The organism is Actinoplanes lutulentus (assembly GCF_003259845.1).
Taxonomy (GTDB): domain Bacteria; phylum Actinomycetota; class Actinomycetes; order Mycobacteriales; family Micromonosporaceae; genus Actinoplanes; species Actinoplanes lutulentus.
Genome location: NZ_QLMJ01000012.1, coordinates 55,276 through 80,750, shown reverse-complemented (window position 1 = coordinate 80,750; position 25,475 = coordinate 55,276). Strand labels below are relative to the sequence as shown.

Sequence of the window (25,475 nt, the reverse complement as noted above, 5' to 3'; positions counted from 1 at the left end):
GGCGTCGGGCAGGCAGGCGGGACCGGTGTCGGATATTCCAACGACCATTCCACACTACCAGCCGGTCACGTGAGCATTACCCGGGTCTGTTCGACGTCGGCCTGGATCTGGGCGATCAACGGCTCGATTCCGTCGTATGTTCGCTGCTCACGGAGGTGCGCGACAAAATCGAGGCTGAGCCGCTCACCGTACAGATCACCGGAGAAATCCAGCACGTACGCCTCGACGCGGCGCTCCCGGCCGGAGAAAGTCGGATTGGTGCCGATCGACACACTCGCGGCCCAGCGACCGGCGTTCTCCCCGGTGCGGGTGAGCCAGGCGGCGTAGATGCCGTCGGCCGGAACAGCGGCGTACCGATGGACCATCAGGTTGGCGGTGGGGAATCCGAGCTCCCGGCCACGAGCGTCACCGCGGACCACCACGCCGGAGAGCCGATGCGGCCGGCCCAGCGCGACCGACGCGGCCCGCACGTCCCCCGCGTCGACGCAGCTGCGGATGTACGTCGAGGAGAAGACCAGCCCGTCCTCGGAGACCAGCGGCGCGTCCTCGACGGTGAACCCGAAGGTCCGGCCGAGCGTCTCCAGCATCGTGACGTCACCGGCCGCCTTGTGGCCGAACCTGAAGTTGTCCCCCACCACGACCACGGCCGTGTGCAGGGCCTCGACCAGCACGTCGTGGACGAACGCGTTCGGCGTCTGCTGCGAGAAGGCCGGGGTGAACGGCACCACGCAGAGCGCGTCGACGCCGAGCTCCTCGATCAGCTCGGCCTTGCGGACCGGCTCGGTCAGCACCGCCGGGTGCGAGCCCGGGCGGACCACCTCGGCCGGGTGCGGGTCGAAGGTCACCACGACCGACTGGAGGCCGAGGTCGCGTGCCCGTTTCACCGCGTGCCCGATGATCGCCTGGTGCCCGCGATGCACGCCGTCGAAGACGCCGATCGTCACGACCGAACGACCCCATCCACCGGGGACCGACTCGTAGCCCCGCCACCGCTGCATCGAAAACACTCCCTGTCGATTCTTCGTTACCGGCTCAGCGTATCGACTCAGGCGGGCGCCAGGACGATCTCGGCCCTGGCCTTTCCGTCACGCTCGCTGACGATCGCGAGGAGCACGCCGTCGGGATCGAAGACCGCATAGGGCCCCTCGATGCCGGCAGGCGACAGCGGACCGCCGTGCCGGAGGACTCCGGTCTCCTCCTCGGAGGCGACGCGCTGCGGAAACGCCCGGCGGGCCGCCTCGGCCATCGGGAGCGAGACCACGTCCGGCGCGCGCTCCTCCAGCTCGGCCAGGGTGGCCGCCGCGTCAAGCGTCATGTCACCGACCGCGGTCCGGCGCAGGGCCGTGAGGTGGCCGCCGACGCCGAGCGCCGCGCCCAGGTCACGGGCGATGGCCCGGATGTAGGTGCCGGAGGAGCAGGTCACGTCGATGTCCACATCGATGACGTCGCCGTCGCGGCGAATCTCCAGGACATCGAGCTGATAGATCGTGATCTGCCGGGCGGGGATTTCCACCGCCTCGCCGTCCCGGACGCGCTTGTAGGACCGGACACCCTTGATCTTGATGGCACTGACCGCGCTGGGCACCTGGCTGATCTCGCCGACCTGGGTTGCCAGAAACGCGTTGATGGCGTCGTCTCCGACATGCCCGGCGGGGACGGTCGCGACAACCTCACCCTCGGCGTCATCGGTGATCGTCGTCTGTCCCAGACGGATCGTCCCGGCATAGCTTTTCGAGGCGCCGATCACGTAGGTAAGCAGGCGAGTCGCCTTGTTGACCCCGATGATCAGCACGCCGGTGGCCATCGGGTCCAGCGTCCCTCCGTGCCCGACCCGCCGGGTCTTCGCCAGCCGCCGGATCCGGGCGACGACGTCATGCGACGTCATGCCGGCCGGCTTGTCCACCACGATGAGTCCGTCCACGTTCACCGCAAAACCCTAGCGGGTGGCACCGACCACGACCCATCGTGGTGACCGCCACCGCCAGACAAGAGTGACGAATCGGATCAGGGTGAACAGACCAAGGCCGGCCCACACCCCGCCGAGGCCCAGGTCCAGCGCGTACGCCAGCCAGATCGCCGGCAGGAACCCGAGCACCGCCGAGAGGATCGTGACGGTACGCAGAAAAGCCACATCCCCCGCTCCGATCAGGACCCCGTCCAGGGCGTAGACCACGCCGGCGAACGGGAGCAGCCCGACGAACCACGGCCAGATGATCATCGCCTGGTCGTGCACGGCCGGGTCCGGCGTGAACCAGCCCGGAATCACCGGCGCCCCGGCCGCCGCCAGTGCCGCGAAGACCACCGCCGCCACACCGCCGGCCACCGTCACCCGGCGGGCCACGTCCCGGGCCTGGTCCGCGTCGCCGGCGCCGAGTGCCGCGCCGACCAGGGACTGCGCGGCGATCGCCACCGCGTCCAGGGCGAGCGCCGCGAAGAACCAGAGCTGCAACCCGATCTGGTGGGCGCCGACGGCCGCGATGCCGAACCGGGACGCCACGGCGGTGGCGGAGAGGAAGCACGCCTGGAAGGCCGCACCACGGATCAGCAGGTCACGGCCGAGAACGACCTGACGCACGATGATCGAGGGCACCGGCCGCAGGTCGCGGGTCTCGCGGATCAGCGCCACCAGGAAGAGTCCGCCGCCCACGGTCTGCGCGGTGACGTTGGCGATCGCCGAGCCGGTCAGGCCGAGGCCGAGCGGATAGACCAGCACCGGGCAGAGCACGGCGGAGAGCACGTTGGCGCCGAGCACGATCCACAGTGGGCGCCGGGTCTCCTGGACGCCCCGCATCCAGCCGTTCCCGGCCGCGGCGAGCAGCAGGCCGGGGGCGCCGAACGCGGCGATCCGCATCCAGCCGGCAGCCGCCTCGGCGGTCTGCTCGTTGCCGGCCAGCAGGTGTGCCACCGGTCCGGCCCCGACCAGGCCGAGCAGCGCGAGCAGCAGACCCATGGCGAGCGCGAGCCAGGACGCCTGCACGCCTTCGGCCACGGCGGCGGCACGGTCACCGGCGCCGAACCGGCGGGCGGCGCGGCCGGTCGTGCCATATGCCATCAGCGTGCCGAACCAGGCTGCCACCGACATCACGGTGCCGCCGACGGCGATCGCGGCCAGCTCCAGCGGGCCGAGGTGGCCGACGACAGCGGTGTCCACCAGGACATAGAGCGGCTCGGCGGCCAGCACCACGAGCGCGGGGAGCGCCAGTGCGGCGATCCGCCGGGGTGTGGCGGTGGGTTCAGACGCGACAGGCGGGCTCATGGTTGCCCATGATGCCCGCCCGACGAAAAAGAGCGGTTACTGGCGAGTGTCCAGCGAGGCCTGGAGCGCGCGGCGAGCCTGCTCGCGGGCGTCGTCGGCGGGCTTGGGCTGGGGCTTCTGCTTGGCAGCCATGAGAGGGCTTCCTTCCACACGGTGGGTGTGGGCGCGCCGCACGGAGACGGGCGCCCAGAATCGGTCGAGCGAGGCGTCACAAGAGGGCCGGCCCGGGATCGCCGGGTCCTTGGCGGAGATGACGCCGGCCCGGGTCGGTGGACCCGGGAGGCTCGAGGTCTCACGGAGAGGCGGTGGTGTCAGCCGCGTGAAACCAAATCACCGTTCAGGTCCCAAACTAACGTTCACCCGGCGGGCCGTTGGGTGGATCCCGCTATCCGGGACAACGAAGATGGGGGCCACCCGTTCGGGTGACCCCCATTCAACTGCGCAAACGTCGATCAGTTCAGGAAATCGTCCAATAGGCGACGCACGGTGGCCACCACGTCATCCGGCTCCCCAAAACCGGTGAAACCGGCCGCCAGCCGGTGACCGCCACCGCCCTGGGAGATGGCCACACCACTCACATCAACCGCGCCCTTGCTCCGCAGTGACACCGACCACTCGCGTGTTCCGACCTGCTTCACCAGCACCGAGACATCCGCCTCGGCCACCGAGCGGACCGGGTCGATCAGCGTGTCCAGCACGTAGGGCGGCTGGGAGTACCGCTCCAGGTCACTCAGCGTCGCGTAGGTCCAGACCATGCCGAGGCCGCCGGCCGCCGCCGGATCGAGCACCGCGCGGCCCAGCACCTCGCCGGTCAGTTTCATGGCGCCGAACGGCTTGCTGTCGAAGATCCGCCGGGAGATCTCGCCGGGACGGATCCCGGTCGCGATCAGCCGGGCCGCCAACTCGTGCACCGCCACCGTGGTCATGTCGAACTTGAACGAGCCGGTGTCGGTCGCCAGCGCCACGTAGAAGCACTCGGCGATCTCGGCGTCCAGCGGCACGTCGAGCCTGCTCAGCAGCTGCTCGGCCACCACCGACGTGGCCGCGGCCAGCGGGTCCACCAGGCGCACCTGGCCGAAACCGGTGTTGGAGGCGTGGTGGTCCAGCACGACGCTGCGGGGCGCGGCCGCGAGCCGGCCGGCGAGCCCGCCGAGGCGGGACTCGCTCGCCACGTCGAAGACCATGACCATGCCCGGGTCACCGTAGGCGTCCGTCTCCGGCACCAGAAGATCAAGACCGGGCAGACCAGCGTACGGGTCCGGAATGCTGAACTGGCCCGGGAACGTCGCCTGGATCCGGGTGAATCCGAGCCGCCGCAATCCGAGGGCGAAGCCGAGCATGCTGCCCAGCGCGTCCCCGTCCGGGTTCACGTGGCAGATCAGCAGGACCTCGTCGCCGGCGCCGGCCGAGCGGACCGCCGCCACAGCGGCGGCCCATTGCTCGGCGGAAGGACTCACCCCTTGTCCTCGGCGGCACCCACCGACTCGGCGTCCTCGTCCTCGTCGCTCTTGTACGGGTCGGCCTCGCCGGCGTACTCCTTGCCGGCTGCCAGCCGCTGGACCTCTTCGTCCCGGTGGCGCGCCTGCTCCAGGAGGTCGTCGATCTCCTTGACCGTGTCGAGCACGTTGTCCAGGACGAACGCGAGGCTCGGCGAGTGCCGCAGGCTCAGCGCGTGACCGACCCGGGTCCGCAGCATGCCTTTCGCGCTCTCCAGGGCCGCCGCCGTCGAGGCCTGCTCGGCCACGTCGCCGAGAACCGTGTAGAAGACCGTCGCCTCACGCAGGTCGCCGGTGATCCGGGCATCCGTGATCGTCACCATGCCGAGGCGCGGGTCCTTGATCTCCCGTACCAGCGACGCCACCAGCTCACGGATTCGCTCTGCGTGCTTCCGTGTCTTGGCCGGATCCGCCATCTAGCCCACCTCCGACTGTCTATCCCGCGGGTCGGTCAACACCATCCCGCCCTAACCGAGCAAGCCTACCTAGGTCAGTCGTCGTCCCCGTACAGCCGTCGCTTCACCGAGAGCAACTCGATCTCGGGACGGCCGGCCACCTGGTTCTCGCAGGTGTCGACGACGCTGCGGGCCTGTGCCGGGTCCGGCGCGACCGCGGCCACACCGATCTGGGCACGGCCGTGCAGGTCGTGGAAACCGACCTCGGCGACGCTGACTTCGAACTTCTTCAGCATCGCGATGATCGGGCGGACGTAGGAACGCTTCTGCTTCAGCGATTGCGCGTCACCGGGCAGGAGCAGGTCGAAGACTGCGGTCTCGATATACATCAGCGAGCAGGGTACGCCGGACCCCCATCGGCGTCAGCTGTATTTGCGGGCCACCACGACGTCACGCTCGATGCCCTGGTCCACCCGGTGCGACAGCGGCTGGTAATCGATCAGCTTCAGGCCGTTCGCCACCAGGATGTCCTCGGCCAGCTCACGCTTGGCGACCTTGGTGTTCCAGGAGATCCCGACCGCCCCGCCCGGGCGCAGCAGCTTCAGCCACTCCGGCACCGCGCGCTCCAGCAGGTCCAGCGGGCGACGGGTGATGCCGCCGCCGTCCTCGTCGTAACTGCCGTGGGCGACGCCGTACGGCAGGTCGGTGACGATCAGGTCGGCGACGTTGCCCTTGATCAGGCCGTCCAGCCCGGTGGTGTCGGCGTTCAAGACGGTGATCTTCTGCACCGCGCCGGACTTGTGGTCGTCCTTGCTGGCGGCCATCGTCACCTCCAGCCGGCGGGCGGCCCGGCGGCCCTGCCGGCGCACCGGGACCAGGTCGGCGGTGTGCTTGAGCCGCTTGCGCTTCAGCCACGTCTGCAGGAACAGCTTGTACGCCTCGACGTCCTTGCCGTCGATCTCCACGCCGATGCCGTCATATCCGTACATCAGGGCCTGGTTGAGCGTGGTGCCGCGGCCGCACAGCGGGTCGAAGACGGTGAGGTTGCCGTCGAGCATCCGCCGGGCGAAGGCGGAGCCGAGCAGGGTGAGGTTCAGCACGAGCTTGGTGAACTGCTCGTTGGTCTTGCCGGCGTACTTCGGGATGGTGATCAGGTCACTGTCATACCGGGCCAGCGGGGTGAGCATGAGCGGCCGCAGCAGGTCCTCGACCCGTTCGTAGAGGGCGTACGCCGAGGAGAGGTTCGAGAGGTACGCGATGTCGAGCTCGGTCAGCTCGGCGGAGAACGTCAGGTACTCCACGCCGCCGATCTCGGCCACGTCGACCTCGTCGATCCCGGAGGAGAGCACCGGCGCGAACCCGGCCAGCTCCGCCTGGGATATGCGTGCCGCCTGGTCGGCGTAGACACGGTTGGCGGACGGTGCGAGCAGCATGGCGTAGCGGGACATGGTGCCATTCTTTCAACGACGGCTGAGCCTGATTCGCGCGTACCCCTGAAAAGACGGACGGCCCCGGCGCTTTCGCGCCGAGGCCGTCCGTCGCGGGGTGTTACGCCCGCGCCTTCTCACGCATTTCGAAGGTCTCGATCACGTCGCCGACCTGCGGCGAACCGTAACCCTGGAGCGTCAGACCACACTCGAAGCCCTCGCGGACCTCGGTCGCGTCGTCCTTGAACCGCTTCAGCGAGCTGATCGTGACGTTGTCGCCAACCACGACGCCATCGCGCAGGATCCGCGCCTTGGCGTTGCGCTTGAGCAGGCCCGTCCGGACGATACAGCCGGCGATGAGTCCGATCTTCGACGAGCGGAAGACCTCGCGGATCTCCGCCGTGCCGAGCTCGACCTCTTCGTACTCCGGCTTGAGCAGGCCCTTCAGGGCCGCCTCGATCTCCTCGATGGCCTGGTAGATCACGCTGTAGTAGCGGATCTCCACGCCGGCGCGGTCGGCCATTTCCTTGACCTTGTTCGAGGCCCGGACGTTGAAGCCGATGATCGTGGCAACCTGCTCCGAGGACGCCGACGCCAGGTTGACGTCGCTCTCGGTGATCGCACCGACACCGCGGTGGATGACCTTGAGCTGCACCTCGTCCGGGATCTTGATGTTGAAGAGCGCCTCTTCGAGGGCCTCCACCGATCCGGAACCGTCACCCTTGATGATCAAGGTGAGCGAAGCCTTCTCGCCCTCCTTGATGTCGCGCATCATCTCGTCGAGCGACTTCGGACGACGCGAGTTCGCGAACATCGCCGCACGACGGCGAGCCTGCCGCTGCTCGGCGATCTGACGCACCGTGCGGTCGTCCTCGGCAGCGAGGAACGTGTCGCCCGCGCTGGGAACCGAGGTGAGACCGAGCACCAGGACCGGACGGGCAGGACCCGCCTCGGCGATCTGGGCGCCGTTCTCGTCGAGCATGGCCCGGACGCGACCATGCGCGCCACCAGCCACGATCGAGTCGCCGGCACGCAGCGTGCCCTTCTGCACCAGGACGGTGGCGACAGCGCCGCGACCCTTGTCCAGGTGAGCCTCGACCGCGACACCCTGTGCGGGGCCGTCGATCGGGGCGGTCAGCTCGAGCGCCGCGTCGGCGGTCAGCAGGACGGCCTCGAGGAGGTCGTCGATGCCGATGCCGGGCTTGGCGGCCACGTTCACGAACATGGTGTCGCCGCCGTACTCCTCAGCGAGCAGGCCGTAGTCGGTCAGCTGCTGCCGGACCTTGTCCGGGTTGGCGTCCGGCTTGTCGACCTTGTTCACCGCGACCACGATCGGCACGTCGGCCGCCTTGGCGTGGTTGAGCGCCTCCACCGTCTGCGGCATGACGCCGTCGTCGGCGGCGACCACGAGGATGACGATGTCGGTCACCTTCGCACCACGAGCACGCATGGCGGTGAACGCCTCGTGACCCGGGGTGTCGATGAAGGTGATCGCCCGGTCTTCGCCCTGGTGAGGGACGACGACCTGGTAGGCGCCGATGTGCTGGGTGATGCCACCCGCCTCGCCGGCGACAACGTTGGTCTTGCGGATCGCGTCGAGCAGCTTCGTCTTACCGTGGTCGACGTGACCCATGACGGTCACGACCGGCGGACGAACGACCAGACGGTCCTCCGCCACCTCGGCGTCGAGGTCGATGTCGAACTGCGCGAGCAGCTCGCGGTCCTCGTCCTCGGGGCTGACGATGACAACCTCGAAGCCCAGGTGCACGCCGAGCAGCTTGAGGGTGTCGTCAGACACCGACTGCGTGGCGGTCACCATGTCGCCCAGGTTGAACATCTCCTGGACGAGCGAGCCCGGGTTGGCGTTGATCTTGTCGGCGAAGTCCGACAGCGACGCACCGCGGGACAGCCGGATCTCCTGGCCGTTACCGCGCGGGGCGCCCGAGCTCATCTGCGGAGCAGAGAGGTTGTCGAACTCCTGACGCCGCTGCTTCTTCGACTTGCGGCCACGAGTCGGCCGGCCGCCGGGACGCCCGAAGGCACCCGCCGCGCCACCGCCACGACCACGGCCACCGCCGCCACCCGGACGTCCGGGAGCGCCTGCGCCGACCGGGCCACCGCCGCCGCCACCGGGACCACCGGGACGGAAGCCGCCACCAGCGCCGCCGCCACCACCGGGACGGAAGCCGCCACCAGCGCCGCCACCGCCACCAGGACGGAAGCCACCGCCGGCACCGCCACCGCCACCGCGGTAGCCGCCACCGCCGCCACCGGGACCGCCGGGACGACCAGCGCCGCCACCGGGACCGCCGGGACGGCCAGCGCCGCCACCGGGACCGGCCGGACGACCCGGACGCTGCGCCGGCATCGACGCGGGGCTAGGCCGCGGCGGCATCGAAGCAGGGCTGGGCCGCGGCGGCATGCCGGGCTGGTTGGGACGCGGCATCGAAGCCGGGGACGGACGGCCTGCAGCCGCGCCACCGGAGACGCCGAACGGGTTGTTACCGGGACCACGCGCCGGCGGACGAGGTGCGCCACCGGCAGGGCCGGGACGCGGTCCACCAGGAGCGCCGCCCTGGTTGGGGTTACGACCGGCCGCGGGCGAACCCGGACGCGGCGGAACCATGCCGGGACCCGGACGCGGGCCGGGGCCGGTGCCACGAGACGCGCCACCGTCGGCCGGAGGCCGGCGCTCGGCGTCACGGGCACGTGCGGCCTGAGCAGCCTGAGCCGCCTTGACGGCCGCTTCCTGCTCAGCCTTCAACGCCGAGGCGCGCGCCTCGGCGGCGGCCACCTCGATGTCGTGCGCACTGGCCGGCTTGGTGACCGGACCGGGTGTCGGGCCGGGACGGCCGGGAGCCGGCTTCGGCCGGGCGAACTGCCCGGGCGAGGGTGCCGGCGAAGTCGGGGCGACGCTGGGAGCGCCACCCTGCGGCGGGCCGGGACGACGCGGCGGCTGAGGCCGCCCCATCGGCGGGCCCGGGCGCGGGTTGCCACCAGGGGCACCCGGCGCGCTGGACGCGGAGGGACCGGACGCCGGCGACGAAGGCGAAGCCGGAACGGCGCCACCTGCCTCGAGGGCGCCACGAAGCCGACGGGCCACCGGGGCCTCGACGGTGCTGGACGCAGATTTGACGAACTCGCCCATTTCTTTCAACGTGGCGAGCACGGTCTTGCTGTCGACCCCGAGCTCTTTGGCGAGCTCGTGAACGCGGGCCTTGCCTGGCACTGCACTCCTCACTTCGAGGTCGTGCGAGCAGTACCCGCACAGACCTCACTCGTGCACTAGAAGCCTGGTCATTTCAGGGACTTCATCGTGTGCTCATCTGGGTCGTCCTACCTTGCTGGGTCGTGACGAGACGCCGACGCCTCGTCATCGGTGGGTCCGAACGGCACGGAGACCGAACGGATGTGCTCGGCAAGCAACTCGGTGTCAGCAACACCGGTGAGACGTAGCGCACGCCCGAAGGCGCGACGCCGCTCTGCCTGCTCGAAGCAGGCCGGAACGGGATGCAGATGCGCTCCCCGTCCCGACAGTCGGCGGCCCGGATCGGGTAGAAGCCGAAGGTCTCCCCCGGATCCGACCGCGACGAACCGCAGCAATGATGCGGCCGGCGCGCGATTACGACAGCCGACGCAGGTTCGCGTCGGGCCGACCGTCACCGAGTCTACCCCTCGTTCGCAGCGAACGCGTATCCGGTCAGTTCCCCGCCCCTGCCGCGGGCCGGTCGGACACTCCGGTGGGCTCGTTGTCCGGCCGGATGTCGATGCGCCAACCGGTCAGCCGGGCGGCCAGCCGGGCGTTCTGACCTTCCCGCCCGATCGCCAGCGAGAGCTGGAAGTCCGGCACGGTGACCCGAGCCGTACGGGTGGCCGCGTCGACCACCTCGACCCGCAGCGCCTTCGCCGGCGAGAGCGCGTTGCCGACGAACTGGGCCGGGTCATCCGACCAGTCGATGATGTCGATCTTCTCGCCGTGCAGCTCGCTCATCACGGCCCGGACCCGCTGGCCCATCGGGCCGATGCACGCACCCTTGGCATTCACGCCGGAGACCGTGGAACGGACCGCGATCTTGGTGCGGTGACCCGACTCACGGGCGATCGCGGCGATCTCCACGGTCCCGTCCGCGATTTCCGGCACCTCGAGGGCGAACAACTTCTTCACCAGGGCCGGGTGGGACCGGGACAGGGTGATCTGCGGGCCGCGGAAGCCTTTCGCCACGTGCACCACGATGCTGCGGATCCGGGAGCCGTGCTCGTACCGCTCGCCCGGAACCTGCTCGGACTGCGGCAGAACCGCCTCGAGCTTGCCCAGGTCGACGATCACGATGCCCTTCTCGGCACGGGCCGCGTCGGCCTGCACCACACCGGTGACCAGGTCGCCGTCGCGTCCGGCGTACTCGCCGAAGTGCTGCTCGTCGGTCGCCTCGCGAAGGCGCTGCAGGATGACCTGCTTCGCGGTCATCGCGGCGATCCGGCCGAAGTCGTGCGGGGTGTCGTCGTACTCACGGACGACGGTGCCGTCCGCGTCGAGCTCCTGTGCCAGCACGGAGGCCACACCGCTCTTGCGGTCGATCTCCACTCGGGCGTGACCTTCCGCGCCGTCGGTGTGCCGGTAAGCGGTCAGCAGTGCGGTCTCGATGGCCGCAAGAATGGTGTCGAACGGGATCTCCCGCTCGCGCTCCAGGGCGCGCAGCGCCGCGAGGTCGATGTTCATTCCTCGCCCTCCCCTTCGTCTTCTTCGTCGTCGTCTTCTACGTCGCCGAATTCGGCTTCGTCCATGCGCTTGAACTCGATCTGGACCTTGCCCGACCCGAGCTCGGCCCAGGCCAGCTCACGGGTCTTGCCGTCCACGTCCAGCGCCACACCTTTGTCATCGGTCGAGAGCACCCGCCCGGTAAGTCCGTTCACCGCGACCAGGCGGCCGGTGTTGCGGCGCCAGTGCCGGGGCTCGGTCAGCGGCCGGTCCACACCGGGCGAGCCGACCTCCAGCTGGTACTCCCCCGGCAGCACCTCGCCGCCGGCCTCGTCGGCCGTGTCGAGCGCGTCGGAGATCGCCCGGGAGATGACCGCCACATCGTCCAGGCTGATGCCACCGTCGTTGTCCACCAGAACCCGCAGCACGAACCGGCGACCCGCCCGGGACAGATGCACGTCCTCCAGGTCGTAACCGGAGGTGGCGACCACCGGCTCGATCACCTCACGGACCCGGGCACGCGCCGCGGTCAGATCGACGCGGGGAACAGCAGGGGTACGGGTTTCGGCTTCCGGCCTGGTACGGCGGCTACCAGGGTGCCCACCGGGCCGGGCCCCGGCGCGACCACGCTGCGTCATCGGGCTCGACCTCTCACTAGCTTCGTGCTGGAACGACTATATGCCGCCGGGCAGCAATCGGCCCCGCAGCTGACGCAGAGCGTAACGTGCCGGGACCCCGGCCGGAGCGCCGCCGCTCCGATTCCACCCCGCGTGCAGGTCAACGGGCCGTGCCGGAGGCCTTCGATCCGATGGTGTTGACTGGCCCGGTGCGGATGAGCGATTCGGTACACACACGCCGGCGGATACTGACCGCGACCGGCGCGATCGTGGCGGCGGCCACGCTGGCCGGCTGTGGCCTCTTCGACGACGAGCCGGAGCCCGAGCCGGCCCCCGACCCGCTGCAACCGATCCTCGACGAGGCGCTGGCCATGGCCGCCGCGTACGACCTGGCGATCCAGGCTCAGGCCACCCTGGCCGAGCAGCTCACCCCGCTCGCCGAGGACCACCGGGCGCACGCCGCCGCGCTGGCCACGCTGATCGGCACGGTGCTGCCGTCGGGCGCCGCTGCGCCGGTCGCGTCCGCCGCCCCGCCGGCCGGGTCCGCCGACGAGACGCTGGCCCAGCTGCGCAAGTCCGAGCAGGACGCGCAGACAACGGCCATCGCCGCGTGCCTGGCCGCACCGGCGGACCGCGCGGCCCTCGTCGGATCGATCGCCGCCTGCCGGGCCACCCACGCGAGCGCGCTGCGCTGAGAGGATTGCCGTGAAGGAACAGTTGACCGCCGCGCTCGCCGCCGAGGAAGCGGCCATCTACGCGTACGGGCTGATCGGCGTGCACCTCACCAAGGAGCGCGAGGTGAAGGGTGCCCGGGACAGCGAGCAGGTGCACCGGCAGCGCCGCGACTACCTGGTGGACCGGATCGCCGAACTGAAGGCCAGCGCCGCGCCCGCACCTGCCGGGTACGCCCTGCCGTTCGAGGTGACCGACCGGGCGAGCGCACTGAAGCTGGCCGTACACATCGAGGACGGTGTGGCCCAGGCGTGGCGGGCCGTGCTGCCGGTCACCGAGCAGAGCCAGCGCAACGCCGCCCTGTCGGCAATGACCGATTCCGCGGTCCGCGCGACGGCCTGGCGCAAATATTCCGGCACGACGCCGCTGACCATGGCTTTCCCCGGACGTCCGGGCTAAAAGTCTGGAGAATGGGGCGGTGATCGGCGAGCTCGACACCACCTCAGTCCGCGGGTCGCTCGCGATCCGCCTCCGTGACGTCGTCCAGCAACGGTGGCCGGCCGAGGTCCAGGCCATCGGCGTCCGCGGTTCGGTCGCACACGGCGACGACGTCGAATCCAGCGACGTGAACGTGGTGGTGGTCACATATCGCCCGAAGACCGGCCCGAAACCGACCCGCCGCAAGGTCGAGGGCGTCCGCGTCTCGTTGGCCGTGGTCACCGCCGAGGACGGTCTGGGCCTGGCCCGGGTTCTCACCCCGAGCTGGCCGCTGGTGGCGGACGGATATCTGACGACCCTGCCGCTCCACGACCCGCACGAGTGGTTCGCCGACCAGCGCGAGGCCCACCTGACGCTACTGTCCGAGTCCCGCCCGGCCGAGTTCACCCGGCTGGCCCGCCACAACTGGGCCCTGGCGAGCAACGCGCACGCCCGCGCGGTCCGGCTCACCCAGTGGCACGACACGGACGCCGCGATGGTCCTGATGGCCAAGGCCCGGGTGCACGCGGCGCTCGTCGCCGGCCTGCTGACCAGGACGTACTTTCGCAACGAGGCGGACGCGGTGAAACACACCGGCGTCGCGATGGCCGACATGCAGGAACTCGACGCGATCCTGAATTACCAGGCCGAGGAGCTGGCCGCCCGGGGCCGCCCGGTCGACGGGACGCTGGGCGAGCTCTTCGACTGAGCGTCCCTCAGGCGCCGAGCATCGTGCCGATCACGAACGTCGCACCGGCCGCCGCGCCGCCCAGCAGCAACTGACGCAGCCCGCCGCGCCACCACGGCCGGGCGGTCAGCCGGGCGATCACGGCACCCACCACGAAGAGACCGATTCCACCGGCGAGCAGCGCCGGCCACAACGGTTCGAAACCGGCGAGCAGTGGCAGCAGCGGGATCAGCGCGCCGGCCGCGAAACAGACGAACGACGACGATGCGGCCGTCCACGGGCTGGGCAGCTCGTCCGGGACCACACCCAGCTCCTCCTGGGCGTGCACCCGCAGCGCCTGGTCCGGGTTGTCCTTGAGGACGTCGGCCACCTGCCGGGCCAGCGCGAGCGGCAGACCCCGGGCCGTCCACGCCGCCACCAGCTCGTCGGCCTCGCCGTCCGGGTTGACGCGCAGCTCGTGGCGTTCCTTGTCGAGCTCGGCGGCGACCTGTTCGTTCTGGGTCCGGACGCTGGTGTACTCGCCGATCGCCATCGAGATCGCCCCGGCCACCAGGCCCGCGACGCCGGTCAGGATCAGCGTGTGATGGCCGGAGCGGGCGCCACCCACCCCGGCGATCAGCGCGATGTTGGTGACCAGGCCGTCCATCGCGCCGAACGTCGCGGCCCTCAGCCACCCGCCGGAGACGTCGGCGTGATGGTGCTCGGCCGGCAGGATCACGGGAGGGTGAGGATCTCGTAGCCGTCGTCGGTCACCACGAGGGTGTGCTCGAACTGGGCCGTCCACTTGCGGTCTTTCGTGACGACCGTCCAGCCGTCTTTCCAGATGTCGTACTCATGGGTGCCGAGGGTGATCATCGGCTCGATGGTGAAGGTCATGCCCGGTTCCATGACGGTTTCCAGGCGCGGGTTGTCGTAGTGCGGGATGTACAGCCCGGAGTGGAACGTCTCGCCGATGCCGTGGCCGGTGAAGTCGCGGACCACGCCGTAACCGAAGCGGCGCGCGTACGCCTCGATGACCCGGCCGATCGCGTTGATCGGGCGGCCCGGCGCGACCGCACGGATGCCGCGCATCATCGCCTCGTGCGTGCGCTCGACGAGCAGGCGGGCCTCGTCGCTCACCTCGCCGACGCAGAACGTGGCGTCGGTGTCGCCGTGCACGCCGTTCAGATATGCCGTCACGTCGACGTTGATGATGTCGCCGTCCTCCAGGACCGTGGAGTCCGGGATGCCGTGGCAGATCACCTCGTTGAGTGAGGTGCAGCAGGATTTCGGGAAGCCCTTGTAACCCAGCGTCGACGGGTACGCGCCGTGGTCGAGGATGAACTCGTGCACCACCCGGTCGATCTCGTCGGTGCTGACGCCGGGCTTGCAGTGCTCACCGGCGAGCTCGGTGGCCTGCGCGGCGATCCGGCCGGCGACGCGCATCTTCTCGATCGTCTCGGGAGTCTGCACATGGGAGCCACGCCACTCGCGGGGCTTCTTCTTCCCCACGTACTCGGGGCGGACGATCTGCGCCGGGACCGATCGCTCGCGCGACTGCTTTCCCGGGCTGAGTGGGGCACGTACGGACATGTTCACAGCCTATCCGCCCGGCAGCCCCGTTCTTGCCGCCCTCGGACCCCTGTGAAAACCTGTTCCGGTGGATCAAGACTTCTCGGTGGCGGGCGCGGTCGATGGCGACCACGTCACCGTCATCGTGACCGGCGAGGTCGACATGGCCACCGCCGACGTGCTGTTCAGCACCGCGACACCGCCGGACGCGGCGGCCGCCACCGTGGACCTGCGCGGGGTGAGCTTCTTCGACTCGGCCGCCATCCACGCCCTGACCCGGCTCGCCGAGCACTACCCGTCGGGCCGGCTCACAGTGTTCCCCTCGTCCCGGGTTCTGCGGGTGCTGGAGATCTCCGGGCTGGCCGGGCAGCCCTGGCTCAAGCCGGATTCAGCGGGCGCCGCAGAGTAACCGCGGTGCCCTGCGGGGAGCGGTGCACGGAGAGCTCGGTCAGCGCCCCGATCAACGCCAGGCCACGCCCGCGGAAACCCGCATCGGTTGCCGGACGCCATCGACCGGTGTCGTGGATCGTCACCACGACCGCGTCACCGGTGTGCGAGGCCTCCACCACGATCACCGGCTCGTCCGGGTCGAGCGGGTGCTCGATCGCGTTCGCCGCGGCCTCGGAGACCGCGACCACCAGGTCGAACGCGTCGTTGTCGGGTACCGCGTGCGCGGTCAGGAAGTCCTCCAGCCGGCGGCGCATCACGGTGAGCCGGGACGGGTCGGCGGGCAGCCGCAGGACGAACTCGCGGGGTTCGGTCACCTCCAGCGCGAGCAGCGCGATGTCGTCGCGGCGCGCGTGCCGGGCCGCCTTCACCAGCAGCGCGTCCAGCAGGTCCTCCACGTGATCGGTCGGCCGGGCGACGTCGGCGGTCAGCTCGGCCAGCCCGGTGTCGATGCCCTGCCGGCGGTCCTCGACCAGGCCGTCGGTGTAGAGCAGCAGCCGGCCGCCGGAGGAGAGCTCGCGTTCCCGGGTCGGGTAGGTGACGTTGCCGAGAGCGCCGATCGGCGGCCCCATCGCGGTGGCGTAGAGGAACTCACCCGCCTTGCCACCCTCCACGACGATCGGTGACGGATGCCCGGCGGAGGAGAACCGCAACCTCCGGGTACGCGGATCGAACGCCACACAGATGACCGTGGCGAACTGCCGCCGCCCGAGAGTGTCGACCAGCCGGTTCAGCCGGGTCAGCGCGGCGCCACAGTCAAAACCTTCCAGAACGTACGCCCGAAGCGCGTTCCGCAACTGGCCCATGCCCGCCGCGGCCTGCACGCCCTTGCCGACCACATCGCCGATGACCAGGAACAACTCGCCGTCCGGGGCGGCGATCGCGTCGTACCAGTCGCCGCCGACCCGCGCCTCGCTGCTGCCCGGCACGTACCGGCTCGCCACGATCGCGCCCGGCACCCGGGGCAGCGACTGCGGCAGCAGGCTGTGCTGCAACGTGGACGCGATCCGGTGCTCGGTCTCGTAGAGCCGCGCGTTCGCCAGCCGCAGCCCGATCAGCCGGGCCAGCTGGTTGAGCAGCGCCGGTTCGGCCGGGCCGTCCGCGCCGTCCCAGACCCGCAGCTCGCCGAGCGGCGGCCCGGCGTCGTCCGGCGAGCTGTCCGACGGCAGCGGCAGCACCACGTCCGGTTCGGACGGTGGCACGGTGGCCCCGCCGTCCTGCTCGGCCCGGGCTTCCGGCGCGGTCACCACGACCCGGCCGGCCGATGTCAGGGCGAGCACGTGCCGGGCCGCGACGTCGAGCACCTCGGCGGTGGTCGGTACGGCGTTCAGCGAGGAGGCCACGTCGACCAGGCCGCGCAGCCGGCCCACGATCTCCCAGAGGTCGCCGGAGGCCGCGGTCTTGTCGGTGATGATGCAGAAGACCCCGGCGGGCCGTCCCTCGGCGTCCCGGATCGGGTCGAGCGTGAAGGGGTGATCCTCGGACGCGAACGACGCGTCGTTCGCGATCACGCCGTCGAGCAGCGCCCGCACGTCCCACGTCTCGGCGACGGGCCGGCCGGGCTCGCCGCCGGTCACCGACCGGGACGCGTCGTTGTAGAAGGCGGTGTGCTCCGGCCCCCAGCAGACGACGATCGGCGCCCGCGAGGCGAGCATCGTGACGATCGCGCCGGTCAGCTCCTCCGGCCAGGCGGACGGATCACCGACCGTGGTGGCGGACCAGTCCAGAGCGGACATTCGCGCGCCCATCTCGCCGCCTCGGTCGAAGGCGATGCGCAACCGGCTCGTCAGCCCCAATGCGGACCTCCCCACGTTTTATGCCGGAATGATCGCACCCACCGAAGCGGCCTCGGTCAGCGCGGTGAACGCCCGCAGGTCCGTGGTCCGTTCCGGGTGCCACTGCACGCCGAGAGCGAAGGTCAGCCCGGGGTGTTCGAGGATCTCCACGACCCGGTCGTCCGGGCACCAGCCGGCCGGTACGAACTCACCCGGGTCGGCGACCGCCTGATGGTGGAACGAGTTCACCGTCAGGTGGCGGCCGAACAGCTGGTGTGCCCGGCTGTTCTCGTCGACGACGACGTCGTGCCGGCCGTAATCGGAGGCGCCGGCGGCCAGCGGGTCGGTGCCCGCGGCGGCCCGGTGCCGCTCGTGCCCGACCAGATCGGGCAGGTGCTGGTGCAGCGATCCGCCGGTGGCGACCGCCATCACCTGCATGCCCCGGCAGACGCCGAGCACCGGCAGGTCGGCCGCAAGGGCCGCGCGCATCAGCATCAGCTCGGCGGCGTCGCGTACCTCGTCGACCTCGGTGGCCGGGTGACGCTCGGCCTGCCAGGCGACCGGGTCGACGTCGCCGCCACCGGTGAAGACGATGCCGTCCAGCGATTCGAGCACGTCGGTGCCCGGATCGTCCGGCGTGATCAGAACGGCTCTGCCGCCGGCGGCGTGCACCGCTTTCACGTAGTTCATCGGCAGCATTGCGGCCATCAACTCGTTGCGCTGGTACTGGATGTGCTGCGCGTAACAGGTGAGGCCGATCAGCGGTCTGCGCATGCGGTGCCGTTCTCCTTCATCCTGGTTCTGGCTGCATCGACTAGTGCGCCGAACAGGCGCTGGTCCCTGCGGTATTCCGGATGCCACTGCACGCCGAGGACGAATCCCCCGTTCGGGTCCTCGACCGCCTCGGGGGTGCCGTCGTCCGCCCGCCCGGTGACGGTCAGCGATCCGGCGTCCGCGACGCCCTGGTGATGGAAGCAGTGGATGGCGCGGTCCGCACCCATCAGATCGGCGATCCGGCTGCCCGGCGTGAAGGTCGCTTCGTGCTCGCCGTACACACCCGGCGCCGGCCGGTGCCGTTCGTGGCCGAGCGTCTCCGGCAGGTGCTGGTGCAGTGATCCGCCGGCCGCGACGGCGAGCAGCTGCATCCCCCGGCAGACGGCGAGGAGCGGCAGGCCGGCGTCGAGGGCGGCCCGCAGCAGCAGCATCTCGCCGGCGTCCCGCTCGGCGCGGAACTCGGTCGCCGGATGCGGGGCAGCGCCATAGAGGGCCGGGTCGACGTCCGGACCGCCGGCCAGGACCAGGCCGTCGAGGGCGCGGAGCACGTCGGCGTCCCGGTCGTCCGGAGGCAGCAGAATCGCCCGGCCACCGGCCAGCGTGACCGCTTCGACATAGTCGTGCGGCACGAGGGTGGAGGGGAGGTTCTGCCAGACACCCCAGGTGGCCGGAACCACATAGGACGTTATGCCGATGATCGGACGCATCGCACCACCGTAGTCACAGGCGCGCGGCGCCGGAGAACCGGCGCCGCGTGACGGGTCCATCTGTCCCACCTACACGGGGATCGACCCGCGCGGGCGGGGATTCGACCCCAATACACCTTGTTGAGCTGGGCGTATGTTGTCTCATCCCCACCGTAACGGGTCTTGAAACATCACAGCGGTGTTACGTACGCACCCGTGATCCCGCCGTCGACGACGAACTGGTTCGCCGTCATGAACGAGGAGTCGTCGCTCGCGAGGAACGCCACCGCCGCCGCGATCTCCGACGGTTCGGCGAACCGGCCCATCGGCACGTGCACGAGACGGCGCGCTGCCCGCTCCGGATCCTTCGCGAAGAGATCCATCAGCAGCGGCGTGGCGACCGGCCCAGGGCAGAGCGCGTTGATCCGGATACCCTCGCGGGCGAACTGGACGCCCAGCTCACGGGTCATCGCGAGCACCCCGCCCTTGCTGGCGGTGTACGCGATCTGCGAGGTCGCGGCGCCGAGCAGAGCCACGAACGACGCGGTGTTGATGATCGAGCCCTTGCCCTGCCGCTGCATGTGCGGGATGGCGTACTTGCAGCAGAAGAAGACGCTCGTCGTGTTGATCCGGATGACGCGTTCCCACGCGTCGATGCCGGTCACCAGGATCGAGTCGTCGTCGGGCGGCGAGATGCCGGCGTTGTTGAACGCGATGTCGACGCGGCCGTGCCGTTCCACGACGCCGTCGAAGAGCGCTTTGACCTGCTCCTCGTCGCTCACGTCGCAGGCCACGAACTCGCCGCCGACCTCTTCGGCGATCGCCTTGCCCGCTTCTTCGGAAATATCGACACAGACGACGAAGGCGCCTTCGGCGGCGAAACGCCGCGCCGTGGCCAGCCCGATGCCGCTACCGGCACCGGTGATCACGGCAACGCGGTCCTGCAGACGCTCCACTCAAGCCCCCATAGAGATGAATACATTTTTCACGTCGGTGAACGACAGCAGCGCGTCCGGACCCAGTTCGCGGCCGAGGCCGGACTGCTTCATCCCGCCGAACGGGGTCCAGTACCGCACCGACGAATTGCTGTTGACGCTGAGCGCGCCGGTCTCCACGGCCCGCGACATCCGCAGGGCCCGGCCCACGTCCCGGGTCCAGACCGAGCCGGAGAGGCCGTACTCGGTGTCGTTGGCGAGCCGGATCGCCTCGGCCTCGTCGCGGAACGGCAGCACGCTCACCACCGGCCCGAAGATCTCCTCACGCCAGTGCGCGTCGTCCGCCGAGCCGGCCAGCAGAACGGTGGGCGGGAACCACCAGCCATCCTTGAAGTCGGCGGTTCCGCGGAACGCCACGTCGGCGCCATCCACATAGGAGGCGACGACATCCCGCTGACCGGAAGAGATCAGCGGCCCCATTTCCGACATTTCGCTGGACGGGTCCAATACCCGGAATTTCGCCACCGCCGGCTCCAGCATCGCCAGGAACTTGTCGTAGACCGAAGCCTCGACGAGAAGCCGCGAACGGGCACAGCAGTCCTGACCCGCGTTGTCGAAGACAGCGCCGGGAGCCGCCGCCGCGGCCGCCTGAAGATCAGCGTCCGCGAAGACGATGTTGGCGCTCTTGCCACCCAGCTCCAGCGTCACCCGCTTCACCTGATCGGCACAGCCCGCCATGATCGATTTGCCGACCGGCGTCGACCCGGTGAAGCAGACCTTGCGGACCGCCGGATGGGTGACGAACCGCTGCCCCACCACGCTGCCCTTGCCGGGCAGCACCTGGAAGACGTCCTCCGGCAGGCCGGCTTCGAGCGCCAGCTCACCGAGGCGGATCGCGGTGAGCGGGGTCAGCTCGGCCGGCTTGAGCACCACCGTGTTGCCGGCCGCGAGCGCCGGCACGAAACCCCAGCCGGCGATCGGCATCGGGAAGTTCCACGGCACGATGATCCCGACGACGCCGAGCGGCTCGTGGAACGTGATGTCGATGCCGCCGGGCACCGGGATCTGCCTCCCGGAGAGGCGTTCCGGCGCACCGGCGTAGTAGTTCAGCACGTCCCGGACGTTGCCCGCTTCCCAGCGAGCGTTGCCGATCGTGTGCCCCGCGTTGCGTACCTCAAGAAGCGCGAGCTCCTCGATGTGGTCCTCGACCACCGCCGCGAAGCGGCGCAACAGCCGCGCCCGGTCCCCGGGCGCGACCTCGCGCCATTTCCCGAAAGCTTTCTGCGCACGCTCGATCGCCGCGTCGGTCTCTGCCAGACCCAGCGAGGGTACGGTCGTGAGCACCTCGCCCGTCGATGGGTTGATCACCTCAGTCACGACTTGATCATCCCCTCAGAGACGTTCGAATCCGCGGCGCAACTCCCAGTCGGTGACCGCCGCGTCGTAAGCGGCCAGTTCCACCTTCGCCATGTTCGCGTAATGGGAGACGATTTCGGACCCGAATGCCGCTTCCGCGACGCCGCTGTCCGACCAGAGGGTGGCCGCGTCGCGCAGCGTCCCGGGCACCCGGGGCGCGTCGGCGTCCAGGTACGCGTTCCCGGCGAACTCGTCCTCGAGCGACAACTCGTTCTCGATCCCGTGCAGCGCGCCCGCGATCAGCGCGGAGATCGCCAGGTACGGGTTGACGTCGCCGCCCGGCACCCGGTTCTCCACCCGCATCCCCTCGCCGTGCCCGGCGATCCGCAGCGCACAGGTCCGGTTGTCGACGCCCCACCGCACCGCGGTCGGCGCGAACGAGCCCGGCTGGTACCGCTTGTACGAGTTGATGTTCGGCGCGAAGAGCAGGCTGAACTCGCGCATCGTGGCGAGCAGCCCGGCCAGCACCCGCTGACCGGTCTCGCTCAGATGGGCGGGCCCGTCGCCGAGCATCGCCGACTTGCCCTCCGGGTTACGCAGCGAGAAGTGGATGTGGCAGGAGTTGCCCTCCCGCTCGTTCGGTTTCGCCATGAAGGTGAGCGCCATGCCCTCCTGCGCGGCAATCTCCTTCGCGCCGTTCTTGTAGACCACGTGCCCGTCGGCGGCGGTGAGCGCGTCCGCGTACCGGAAGGCGATCTCGTGCTGGCCGAGGTTGCACTCGCCCTTCGCGCTCTCCGGGATCAGGCCGGCGCCGTACATCTCGTTGCGGATCCGGCGCAGCAGCGGCTCCACCCGGGCGGTACCGAGCAGCGAGTAGTCCACGTTGTACTGGTTGGCGGGGGTCAGGTCCCGGTAACTCTTGGTGAACGCCTGCTCGTACGTGTCCCGGTACAGGACGAACTCCAGCTCGGTTCCCGCGTACGCGGTCAGACCGTGCGCCGCCAGCCGGTCCAGCTGGCGGCGCAGGATCTGCCGGGGTGAGGGCGCCACCGGCTGCCCCGCCGTGTCGAAGAGATCGGCGAGCACCAGCGCGGTGCCGGGCTGCCACGGGACGCGGCGCAGCGTGCTGAAATCCGGCCGCATCACGAAGTCGCCGTACCCGGTGGACCACGAGGACATCTCGTACCCGTCGACCGTGTTCATGTCCACGTCGACGGCGAGCAGGTAGTTGCACCCCTCACTGCCGCCGGACACCACCTCGTCCAGGAAGTAGCGCCCGTGCAGCCGTTTGCCCTGCAACCGCCCCTGCATGTCGGTCAGGGCGAGCAGCACCGTGTCGATGCTGCCGTTGTCGACCGAGACGTCGAGTTCCTCGAGATCCATGTTCGCCATCCAATCAGTCGATCTGCTCGCCGTGGTGGGCCTTCTCGATCAGGTTCTGCTTCGGGCCGGTGAACCACTTACGCGCGCTGGCGAACCACCAGATCGTGGCCGCGCCGAGCACCACCGCCACGGCGACGATCGTGTAGTTGAACGTCGACGCGGTGATCGGGCTCGCGGTCGGCAGCACGAACAGCACGCAGATGACACCTACCCACACGATCGCGATCCAGCCGATCGGGGCGCTCCATTTCCCGAGGTTCCACGGACCCGGCTCGAAGTCGTCGCCCAGCCGGCGGCGCAGCAGCACCGGTCCGACGTACGCGATGTAGAGGCCGATCACCGCGATCGAGGTGGCCGCCAGGTACGCCGTGGTGTTCCACAGCGACGGGAGCACCAGCAGGATCGACAGCGTCACGCAGAGCCAGATCGAGTTGGTCGGCGTACCGGTACGCGCGTTGACCTTCTTCCAGATCCGCGCGCCGGGGATGGCGTCGTCGCGGGCGAACGCGTACGACATCCGGGAGTTCGCGGTGACCGAGGCCATGCCGCAGAACCACTGCGCCACCATGCAGATGAAGAGCAGGAACGTACCGAGGTCGTGCCCGACCGCGTCGATGAAGATCTGCGCGGGCGGCAGCGCGAGATCGCTGGTACGCGCACCCTCGTAATCCTGGATCGACCAGGTGATCGCGAAGAGCAGCACGAAACCGGCGATCACCGAGACGACGACGGACAGCACAATGCCCCGCGGTGCGGCCCGGGCGGCGTCGTGCGTCTCCTCCGCCACGTGCGCCGAGGCGTCGTACCCGGTGTAGGTGTACTGCGCCATCAGAAGACCGATCAGGACGGCGTAGACGCCCGCCCCGGAGAAGCTGAAGCCTGTCGCGTTCTGCACCTCGAAGAACACTTCGGAGACCGGCTTGTGCTGGTCCGGCACCACGGCCAGCACGCCGACGATCACCGCGACACCGACCAGGTGCCACCACGCGCTCACGTCGGAGAGCAGCCGCACCAGGTTCACGCCGAACGTGTTCAGCAGCCCGTGCACGATGATGATGACCAGGAAGATCAGGAACGTGCGCCCGGTCGTCACCTCCACGTCGAAGGCGAGACTGAGGAACGCCGACGTGGTGATCGCCGCGCCGAAGTCGATGGCCGCGGTCACCGCGACCTCACCGAGGAAGTTGAACCAGCCGACGAACCAGGCCCACGCGGGCTTGTTCTTCTTGGCCAGAGCGGCGGCCCACCAGTACAGGGCGCCGGCGGTCGGATAGGCCGAGCAGACCTCGGCCATCGCCAGCGCCACGAAGGTCACCATGATGCCGACGAACAGCCAGCCCAGCGTGATGGCCATCGGGCCACCCGCCGTCATGGCTATGCCGTACGAGGTGATCGCACCGGCCAGAATGGAAATGATCGAGAAGGAGACGGCGAAGTTGGAGAAACCCGACAGGCGCCGATGCAGCTCCTGCTTGTAACCGAGTTGTGCGAGTCGTTCTTCATCAGAAGTAGGGGCGATGCCGTGATCAGCGCTCATCTGAGTGCTCCCTTGCCCGGGTGTGACCTGGACCACGCGATGCCGTGATGATCTCGCCGCCGTGTTACAGCCGTCAATGACGCGCGTTAATTGATCAACCAACGCCCACCGAAACCCGTCCAAACAGCCCCGCGAAAGTCAGCGCGACCTTTATGGAGAGAGCGTGGGGGCGGCGGCGCGAGGTGGGCGCTTGCGCGTGGGGGCGCGCTGAAGAGAGAGGTGACCGCACCCCGCACCGCCGCGAAGGGCCATCACGAGTGGCCCTGGACTCACGAGCCGTCCGAGGACCCGCTTGCCACCAAGGCTCGCACCCCCATTTCCCCCCAGCAACGCATTTACCTCACCCTCCACCCTTTCCGTACGCCCAACCGCGGCGCCCCCGACGCGCCGTGAGCATCCCGCCGGCGTGTCGATTTTGGGGGCGTAGCGAACCCGAAGTCGACACGCTCGCGGGCGGGTGGGTGTGCCCGGGGGCAGGGTGCGGGGTGCGCGTGAGGCATTGACCGGGTGCCTCATTCTCGCAGGTCAATTAGGGTGGCCGCTAAAAAATCTACAGCGGCGACTCTAGAAATCCGGCGAGGGGAGGCATACATTCAATGGGTCGGTCACGGCCGACGGAGCCGGTTCTCACAAACCGGTTAGCAACTGGCACAGACGCTGAGTTGGAGAAGGAGGACGAGATACCGCAGAAACGCGTAATCACAACGTCCCCGGCCCGACGAGAGGTGATCGCAGCCGATGCTCATCACTCCGGTCGACTGCTAGCGGCACGCAGCTGGTCGACCAACATGCGCCGACAGTGATCGGCACAAGAATTGAAAATCCAGGGCTCCGGTTACCCGCCGGGGCCCTGGACCTATGCGGGGACAGACAGGGAGAGCATGGCCGCGGAGACTCGTGATGTTGCCGCGTTCACCATGGGCCGGGCCGCCGAGCTGATCGGCGTGACCGCGGCCTTTCTGCGTAGCCTGGACGACACCGGGCTGATCGAGGCGGAACGCTCGTCCGGCGGGCACCGCCGTTACTCCCGCCATCAACTCGACCTCGCGGCCCGCGTCCGGGTGCTGCTCGATCAGGGTTTCCTGCTCGCCGCCGCCTGCCGGATCGTCACGCTGGAGGACCGTCTCGCCGCCGCGCACCGGCACATCGTCGCGCTCGGCGGCACGCTCGAGCCCAGCGAGGACGCCACGATCCCGACGCAGGCCCGCCCGACGACCCAAGCCCGCCCGACGACCAGAACGCGATGACGCAGACCCGCCCGACGCCCCAGGCCCGATGACGCAGGCCCGATGACCCCGGCCCGACGA

At 69.7% G+C, this 25,475-nt stretch carries 25 protein-coding genes and 1 pseudogene; 5 read left to right on the top strand and 21 right to left on the bottom strand.

Features of this window, described 5'->3' with window-relative positions; all coding sequences use genetic code 11:
• Nucleotides 1-65 precede the first annotated feature (65 nt).
• The 12 genes and pseudogenes from B0I29_RS24560 to rimP form a co-directional block, all read right to left on the bottom strand.
• On the bottom strand, nt 66-998 hold the full coding sequence (locus tag B0I29_RS24560) for a bifunctional riboflavin kinase/FAD synthetase (protein WP_111651599.1): 933 nt from the start codon (nt 996-998) through the stop codon (nt 66-68).
• Between the two features lie 47 nt (nt 999-1,045).
• The gene (gene truB / locus B0I29_RS24555; RefSeq protein WP_111651420.1) at nt 1,046-1,927 is read right to left on the bottom strand and encodes a tRNA pseudouridine(55) synthase TruB; all 882 of its coding nucleotides are present in this window, start codon (nt 1,925-1,927) and stop codon (nt 1,046-1,048) included.
• Nucleotides 1,928-1,936: 9 nt separating this feature from the next.
• Nucleotides 1,937-3,256 (bottom strand): MATE family efflux transporter, encoded by a 1,320-nt coding sequence (locus B0I29_RS24550; RefSeq protein WP_111651419.1) that lies wholly within the window; start codon nt 3,254-3,256, stop codon nt 1,937-1,939.
• A 452-nt stretch (nt 3,257-3,708) separates the two neighbouring features.
• Nucleotides 3,709-4,713: a DHH family phosphoesterase gene (locus B0I29_RS24545; RefSeq protein WP_111651418.1), complete on the bottom strand. Its 1,005-nt coding sequence runs from the start codon at nt 4,711-4,713 to the stop codon at nt 3,709-3,711.
• A complete protein-coding gene (gene rbfA / locus B0I29_RS24540) occupies nt 4,710-5,168 on the bottom strand; it encodes a 30S ribosome-binding factor RbfA (RefSeq protein ID WP_111651417.1) in 459 nt (152 codons plus the stop codon). The genes B0I29_RS24545 and rbfA overlap by 4 nt, the downstream gene beginning before the upstream one ends.
• 74 nt (nt 5,169-5,242) lie before the next feature.
• Nucleotides 5,243-5,536 carry a DUF503 domain-containing protein gene (locus B0I29_RS24535; protein WP_111651416.1) on the bottom strand — a complete coding sequence of 98 codons (294 nt, stop codon included), beginning with the start codon at nt 5,534-5,536 and terminating at the stop codon, nt 5,243-5,245.
• Between the two features lie 33 nt (nt 5,537-5,569).
• A complete protein-coding gene (locus B0I29_RS24530) occupies nt 5,570-6,595 on the bottom strand; it encodes a TRM11 family SAM-dependent methyltransferase (protein WP_111651415.1) in 1,026 nt (341 codons plus the stop codon).
• Nucleotides 6,596-6,695: 100 nt separating this feature from the next.
• Complete coding sequence (gene infB, locus B0I29_RS24525; protein WP_375790599.1) at nt 6,696-9,545, bottom strand: translation initiation factor IF-2; 2,850 nt, start codon at nt 9,543-9,545, stop codon at nt 6,696-6,698.
• Nucleotides 9,546-9,652: 107 nt separating this feature from the next.
• Nucleotides 9,653-9,803 (bottom strand): annotated as a pseudogene (locus B0I29_RS47835) (translation initiation factor IF-2 N-terminal domain-containing protein); the annotation flags it as partial.
• Nucleotides 9,804-9,910: 107 nt separating this feature from the next.
• A complete protein-coding gene (locus B0I29_RS24520; protein ID WP_111651413.1) occupies nt 9,911-10,237 on the bottom strand; it encodes a YlxR family protein in 327 nt (108 codons plus the stop codon).
• Nucleotides 10,238-10,274: 37 nt separating this feature from the next.
• Nucleotides 10,275-11,291, bottom strand: coding sequence for a transcription termination factor NusA (nusA, locus tag B0I29_RS24515; protein WP_111651412.1), 1,017 nt, complete (start codon nt 11,289-11,291; stop codon nt 10,275-10,277).
• Nucleotides 11,288-11,908, bottom strand: a complete 621-nt coding sequence (gene rimP / locus B0I29_RS24510) for a ribosome maturation factor RimP (protein ID WP_111651411.1) — start codon at nt 11,906-11,908, stop codon at nt 11,288-11,290. Before rimP ends, nusA begins: the two co-directional genes overlap by 4 nt.
• Nucleotides 11,909-12,102: 194 nt before the next feature.
• Here rimP and B0I29_RS24505 point away from each other — a divergent pair, with 194 nt between their 5' ends.
• The 3 genes from B0I29_RS24505 to B0I29_RS24495 are packed head-to-tail and all read left to right on the top strand — an operon-like array spanning nt 12,103 to nt 13,745.
• Nucleotides 12,103-12,582: a hypothetical protein gene (locus B0I29_RS24505; RefSeq protein WP_245972718.1), complete on the top strand. Its 480-nt coding sequence runs from the start codon at nt 12,103-12,105 to the stop codon at nt 12,580-12,582.
• A 10-nt stretch (nt 12,583-12,592) separates the two neighbouring features.
• Nucleotides 12,593-13,018 carry a ferritin-like domain-containing protein gene (locus tag B0I29_RS24500; RefSeq protein ID WP_111651410.1) on the top strand — a complete coding sequence of 142 codons (426 nt, stop codon included), beginning with the start codon at nt 12,593-12,595 and terminating at the stop codon, nt 13,016-13,018.
• A gap of 19 nt (nt 13,019-13,037) precedes the next feature.
• Nucleotides 13,038-13,745 (top strand): nucleotidyltransferase domain-containing protein, encoded by a 708-nt coding sequence (locus tag B0I29_RS24495; RefSeq protein ID WP_111651409.1) that lies wholly within the window; start codon nt 13,038-13,040, stop codon nt 13,743-13,745.
• 7 nt (nt 13,746-13,752) lie between these two features.
• Here B0I29_RS24495 and B0I29_RS24490 read toward each other — a convergent pair whose 3' ends face one another.
• Nucleotides 13,753-14,442, bottom strand: coding sequence for a VIT1/CCC1 transporter family protein (locus B0I29_RS24490; RefSeq protein WP_111651408.1), 690 nt, complete (start codon nt 14,440-14,442; stop codon nt 13,753-13,755).
• Nucleotides 14,439-15,296 carry a type I methionyl aminopeptidase gene (gene map, locus B0I29_RS24485; RefSeq protein ID WP_111651597.1) on the bottom strand — a complete coding sequence of 286 codons (858 nt, stop codon included), beginning with the start codon at nt 15,294-15,296 and terminating at the stop codon, nt 14,439-14,441. Before map ends, B0I29_RS24490 begins: the two co-directional genes overlap by 4 nt.
• A gap of 67 nt (nt 15,297-15,363) precedes the next feature.
• Here map and B0I29_RS24480 point away from each other — a divergent pair, with 67 nt between their 5' ends.
• On the top strand, nt 15,364-15,684 hold the full coding sequence (locus tag B0I29_RS24480) for an STAS domain-containing protein (RefSeq protein WP_111651407.1): 321 nt from the start codon (nt 15,364-15,366) through the stop codon (nt 15,682-15,684).
• On the opposite strand, the gene B0I29_RS24475 is transcribed toward B0I29_RS24480, so the two are convergent.
• The 7 genes from B0I29_RS24475 to B0I29_RS24445 all read right to left on the bottom strand — a co-directional run bounded on the left by B0I29_RS24475 (nt 15,653) and on the right by B0I29_RS24445 (nt 24,168).
• The gene (locus B0I29_RS24475) at nt 15,653-17,470 is read right to left on the bottom strand and encodes an ATP-binding SpoIIE family protein phosphatase (protein ID WP_111651596.1); all 1,818 of its coding nucleotides are present in this window, start codon (nt 17,468-17,470) and stop codon (nt 15,653-15,655) included. The two genes, B0I29_RS24480 and B0I29_RS24475, sit on opposite strands and share 32 nt — an antisense overlap.
• 66 nt (nt 17,471-17,536) lie before the next feature.
• On the bottom strand, nt 17,537-18,271 hold the full coding sequence (locus B0I29_RS24470) for a gamma-glutamyl-gamma-aminobutyrate hydrolase family protein (RefSeq protein ID WP_111651406.1): 735 nt from the start codon (nt 18,269-18,271) through the stop codon (nt 17,537-17,539).
• Nucleotides 18,256-18,978, bottom strand: coding sequence for a gamma-glutamyl-gamma-aminobutyrate hydrolase family protein (locus tag B0I29_RS24465; RefSeq protein ID WP_111651595.1), 723 nt, complete (start codon nt 18,976-18,978; stop codon nt 18,256-18,258). Before B0I29_RS24465 ends, B0I29_RS24470 begins: the two co-directional genes overlap by 16 nt.
• 170 nt (nt 18,979-19,148) lie before the next feature.
• A complete protein-coding gene (locus tag B0I29_RS24460) occupies nt 19,149-19,913 on the bottom strand; it encodes a 3-oxoacyl-ACP reductase (protein ID WP_111651405.1) in 765 nt (254 codons plus the stop codon).
• On the bottom strand, nt 19,914-21,269 hold the full coding sequence (locus B0I29_RS24455; RefSeq protein ID WP_111651404.1) for an aldehyde dehydrogenase family protein: 1,356 nt from the start codon (nt 21,267-21,269) through the stop codon (nt 19,914-19,916).
• 15 nt (nt 21,270-21,284) lie between these two features.
• Entirely contained in the window at nt 21,285-22,631 is a 1,347-nt protein-coding gene (locus B0I29_RS24450; protein ID WP_111651594.1) for a glutamine synthetase family protein, read from the bottom strand.
• A gap of 13 nt (nt 22,632-22,644) precedes the next feature.
• The gene (locus B0I29_RS24445; RefSeq protein WP_111651403.1) at nt 22,645-24,168 is read right to left on the bottom strand and encodes an amino acid permease; all 1,524 of its coding nucleotides are present in this window, start codon (nt 24,166-24,168) and stop codon (nt 22,645-22,647) included.
• Between the two features lie 881 nt (nt 24,169-25,049).
• Here B0I29_RS24445 and B0I29_RS24440 point away from each other — a divergent pair.
• Nucleotides 25,050-25,415, top strand: a complete 366-nt coding sequence (locus B0I29_RS24440) for a MerR family transcriptional regulator (RefSeq protein ID WP_111651402.1) — start codon at nt 25,050-25,052, stop codon at nt 25,413-25,415.
• The last annotated feature ends 60 nt before the right edge of the window (nt 25,416-25,475 follow it).

Coding starts and splice junctions, on each gene's coding strand:
- B0I29_RS24560 (WP_111651599.1), bottom strand. CDS start 998: ATGCAGCGGTGGCGGGGCTACGAGTCGGTCCCCGGTGGATGGGGTCGT.
- B0I29_RS24550 (WP_111651419.1), bottom strand. CDS start 3,256: ATGAGCCCGCCTGTCGCGTCTGAACCCACCGCCACACCCCGGCGGATC.
- rbfA (WP_111651417.1), bottom strand. CDS start 5,168: ATGGCGGATCCGGCCAAGACACGGAAGCACGCAGAGCGAATCCGTGAG.
- B0I29_RS24535 (WP_111651416.1), bottom strand. CDS start 5,536: ATGTATATCGAGACCGCAGTCTTCGACCTGCTCCTGCCCGGTGACGCG.
- B0I29_RS24530 (WP_111651415.1), bottom strand. CDS start 6,595: ATGTCCCGCTACGCCATGCTGCTCGCACCGTCCGCCAACCGTGTCTAC.
- infB (WP_375790599.1), bottom strand. CDS start 9,545: ATGGGGCGGCCTCAGCCGCCGCGTCGTCCCGGCCCGCCGCAGGGTGGC.
- nusA (WP_111651412.1), bottom strand. CDS start 11,291: ATGAACATCGACCTCGCGGCGCTGCGCGCCCTGGAGCGCGAGCGGGAG.
- rimP (WP_111651411.1), bottom strand. CDS start 11,908: ATGACGCAGCGTGGTCGCGCCGGGGCCCGGCCCGGTGGGCACCCTGGT.
- B0I29_RS24505 (WP_245972718.1), top strand. CDS start 12,103: ATGAGCGATTCGGTACACACACGCCGGCGGATACTGACCGCGACCGGC.
- map (WP_111651597.1), bottom strand. CDS start 15,296: ATGTCCGTACGTGCCCCACTCAGCCCGGGAAAGCAGTCGCGCGAGCGA.
- B0I29_RS24475 (WP_111651596.1), bottom strand. CDS start 17,470: ATGGGCGCGCGAATGTCCGCTCTGGACTGGTCCGCCACCACGGTCGGT.
- B0I29_RS24470 (WP_111651406.1), bottom strand. CDS start 18,271: ATGCGCAGACCGCTGATCGGCCTCACCTGTTACGCGCAGCACATCCAG.
- B0I29_RS24465 (WP_111651595.1), bottom strand. CDS start 18,978: ATGCGTCCGATCATCGGCATAACGTCCTATGTGGTTCCGGCCACCTGG.
- B0I29_RS24450 (WP_111651594.1), bottom strand. CDS start 22,631: ATGGATCTCGAGGAACTCGACGTCTCGGTCGACAACGGCAGCATCGAC.
- B0I29_RS24445 (WP_111651403.1), bottom strand. CDS start 24,168: ATGAGCGCTGATCACGGCATCGCCCCTACTTCTGATGAAGAACGACTC.
- B0I29_RS24440 (WP_111651402.1), top strand. CDS start 25,050: ATGGCCGCGGAGACTCGTGATGTTGCCGCGTTCACCATGGGCCGGGCC.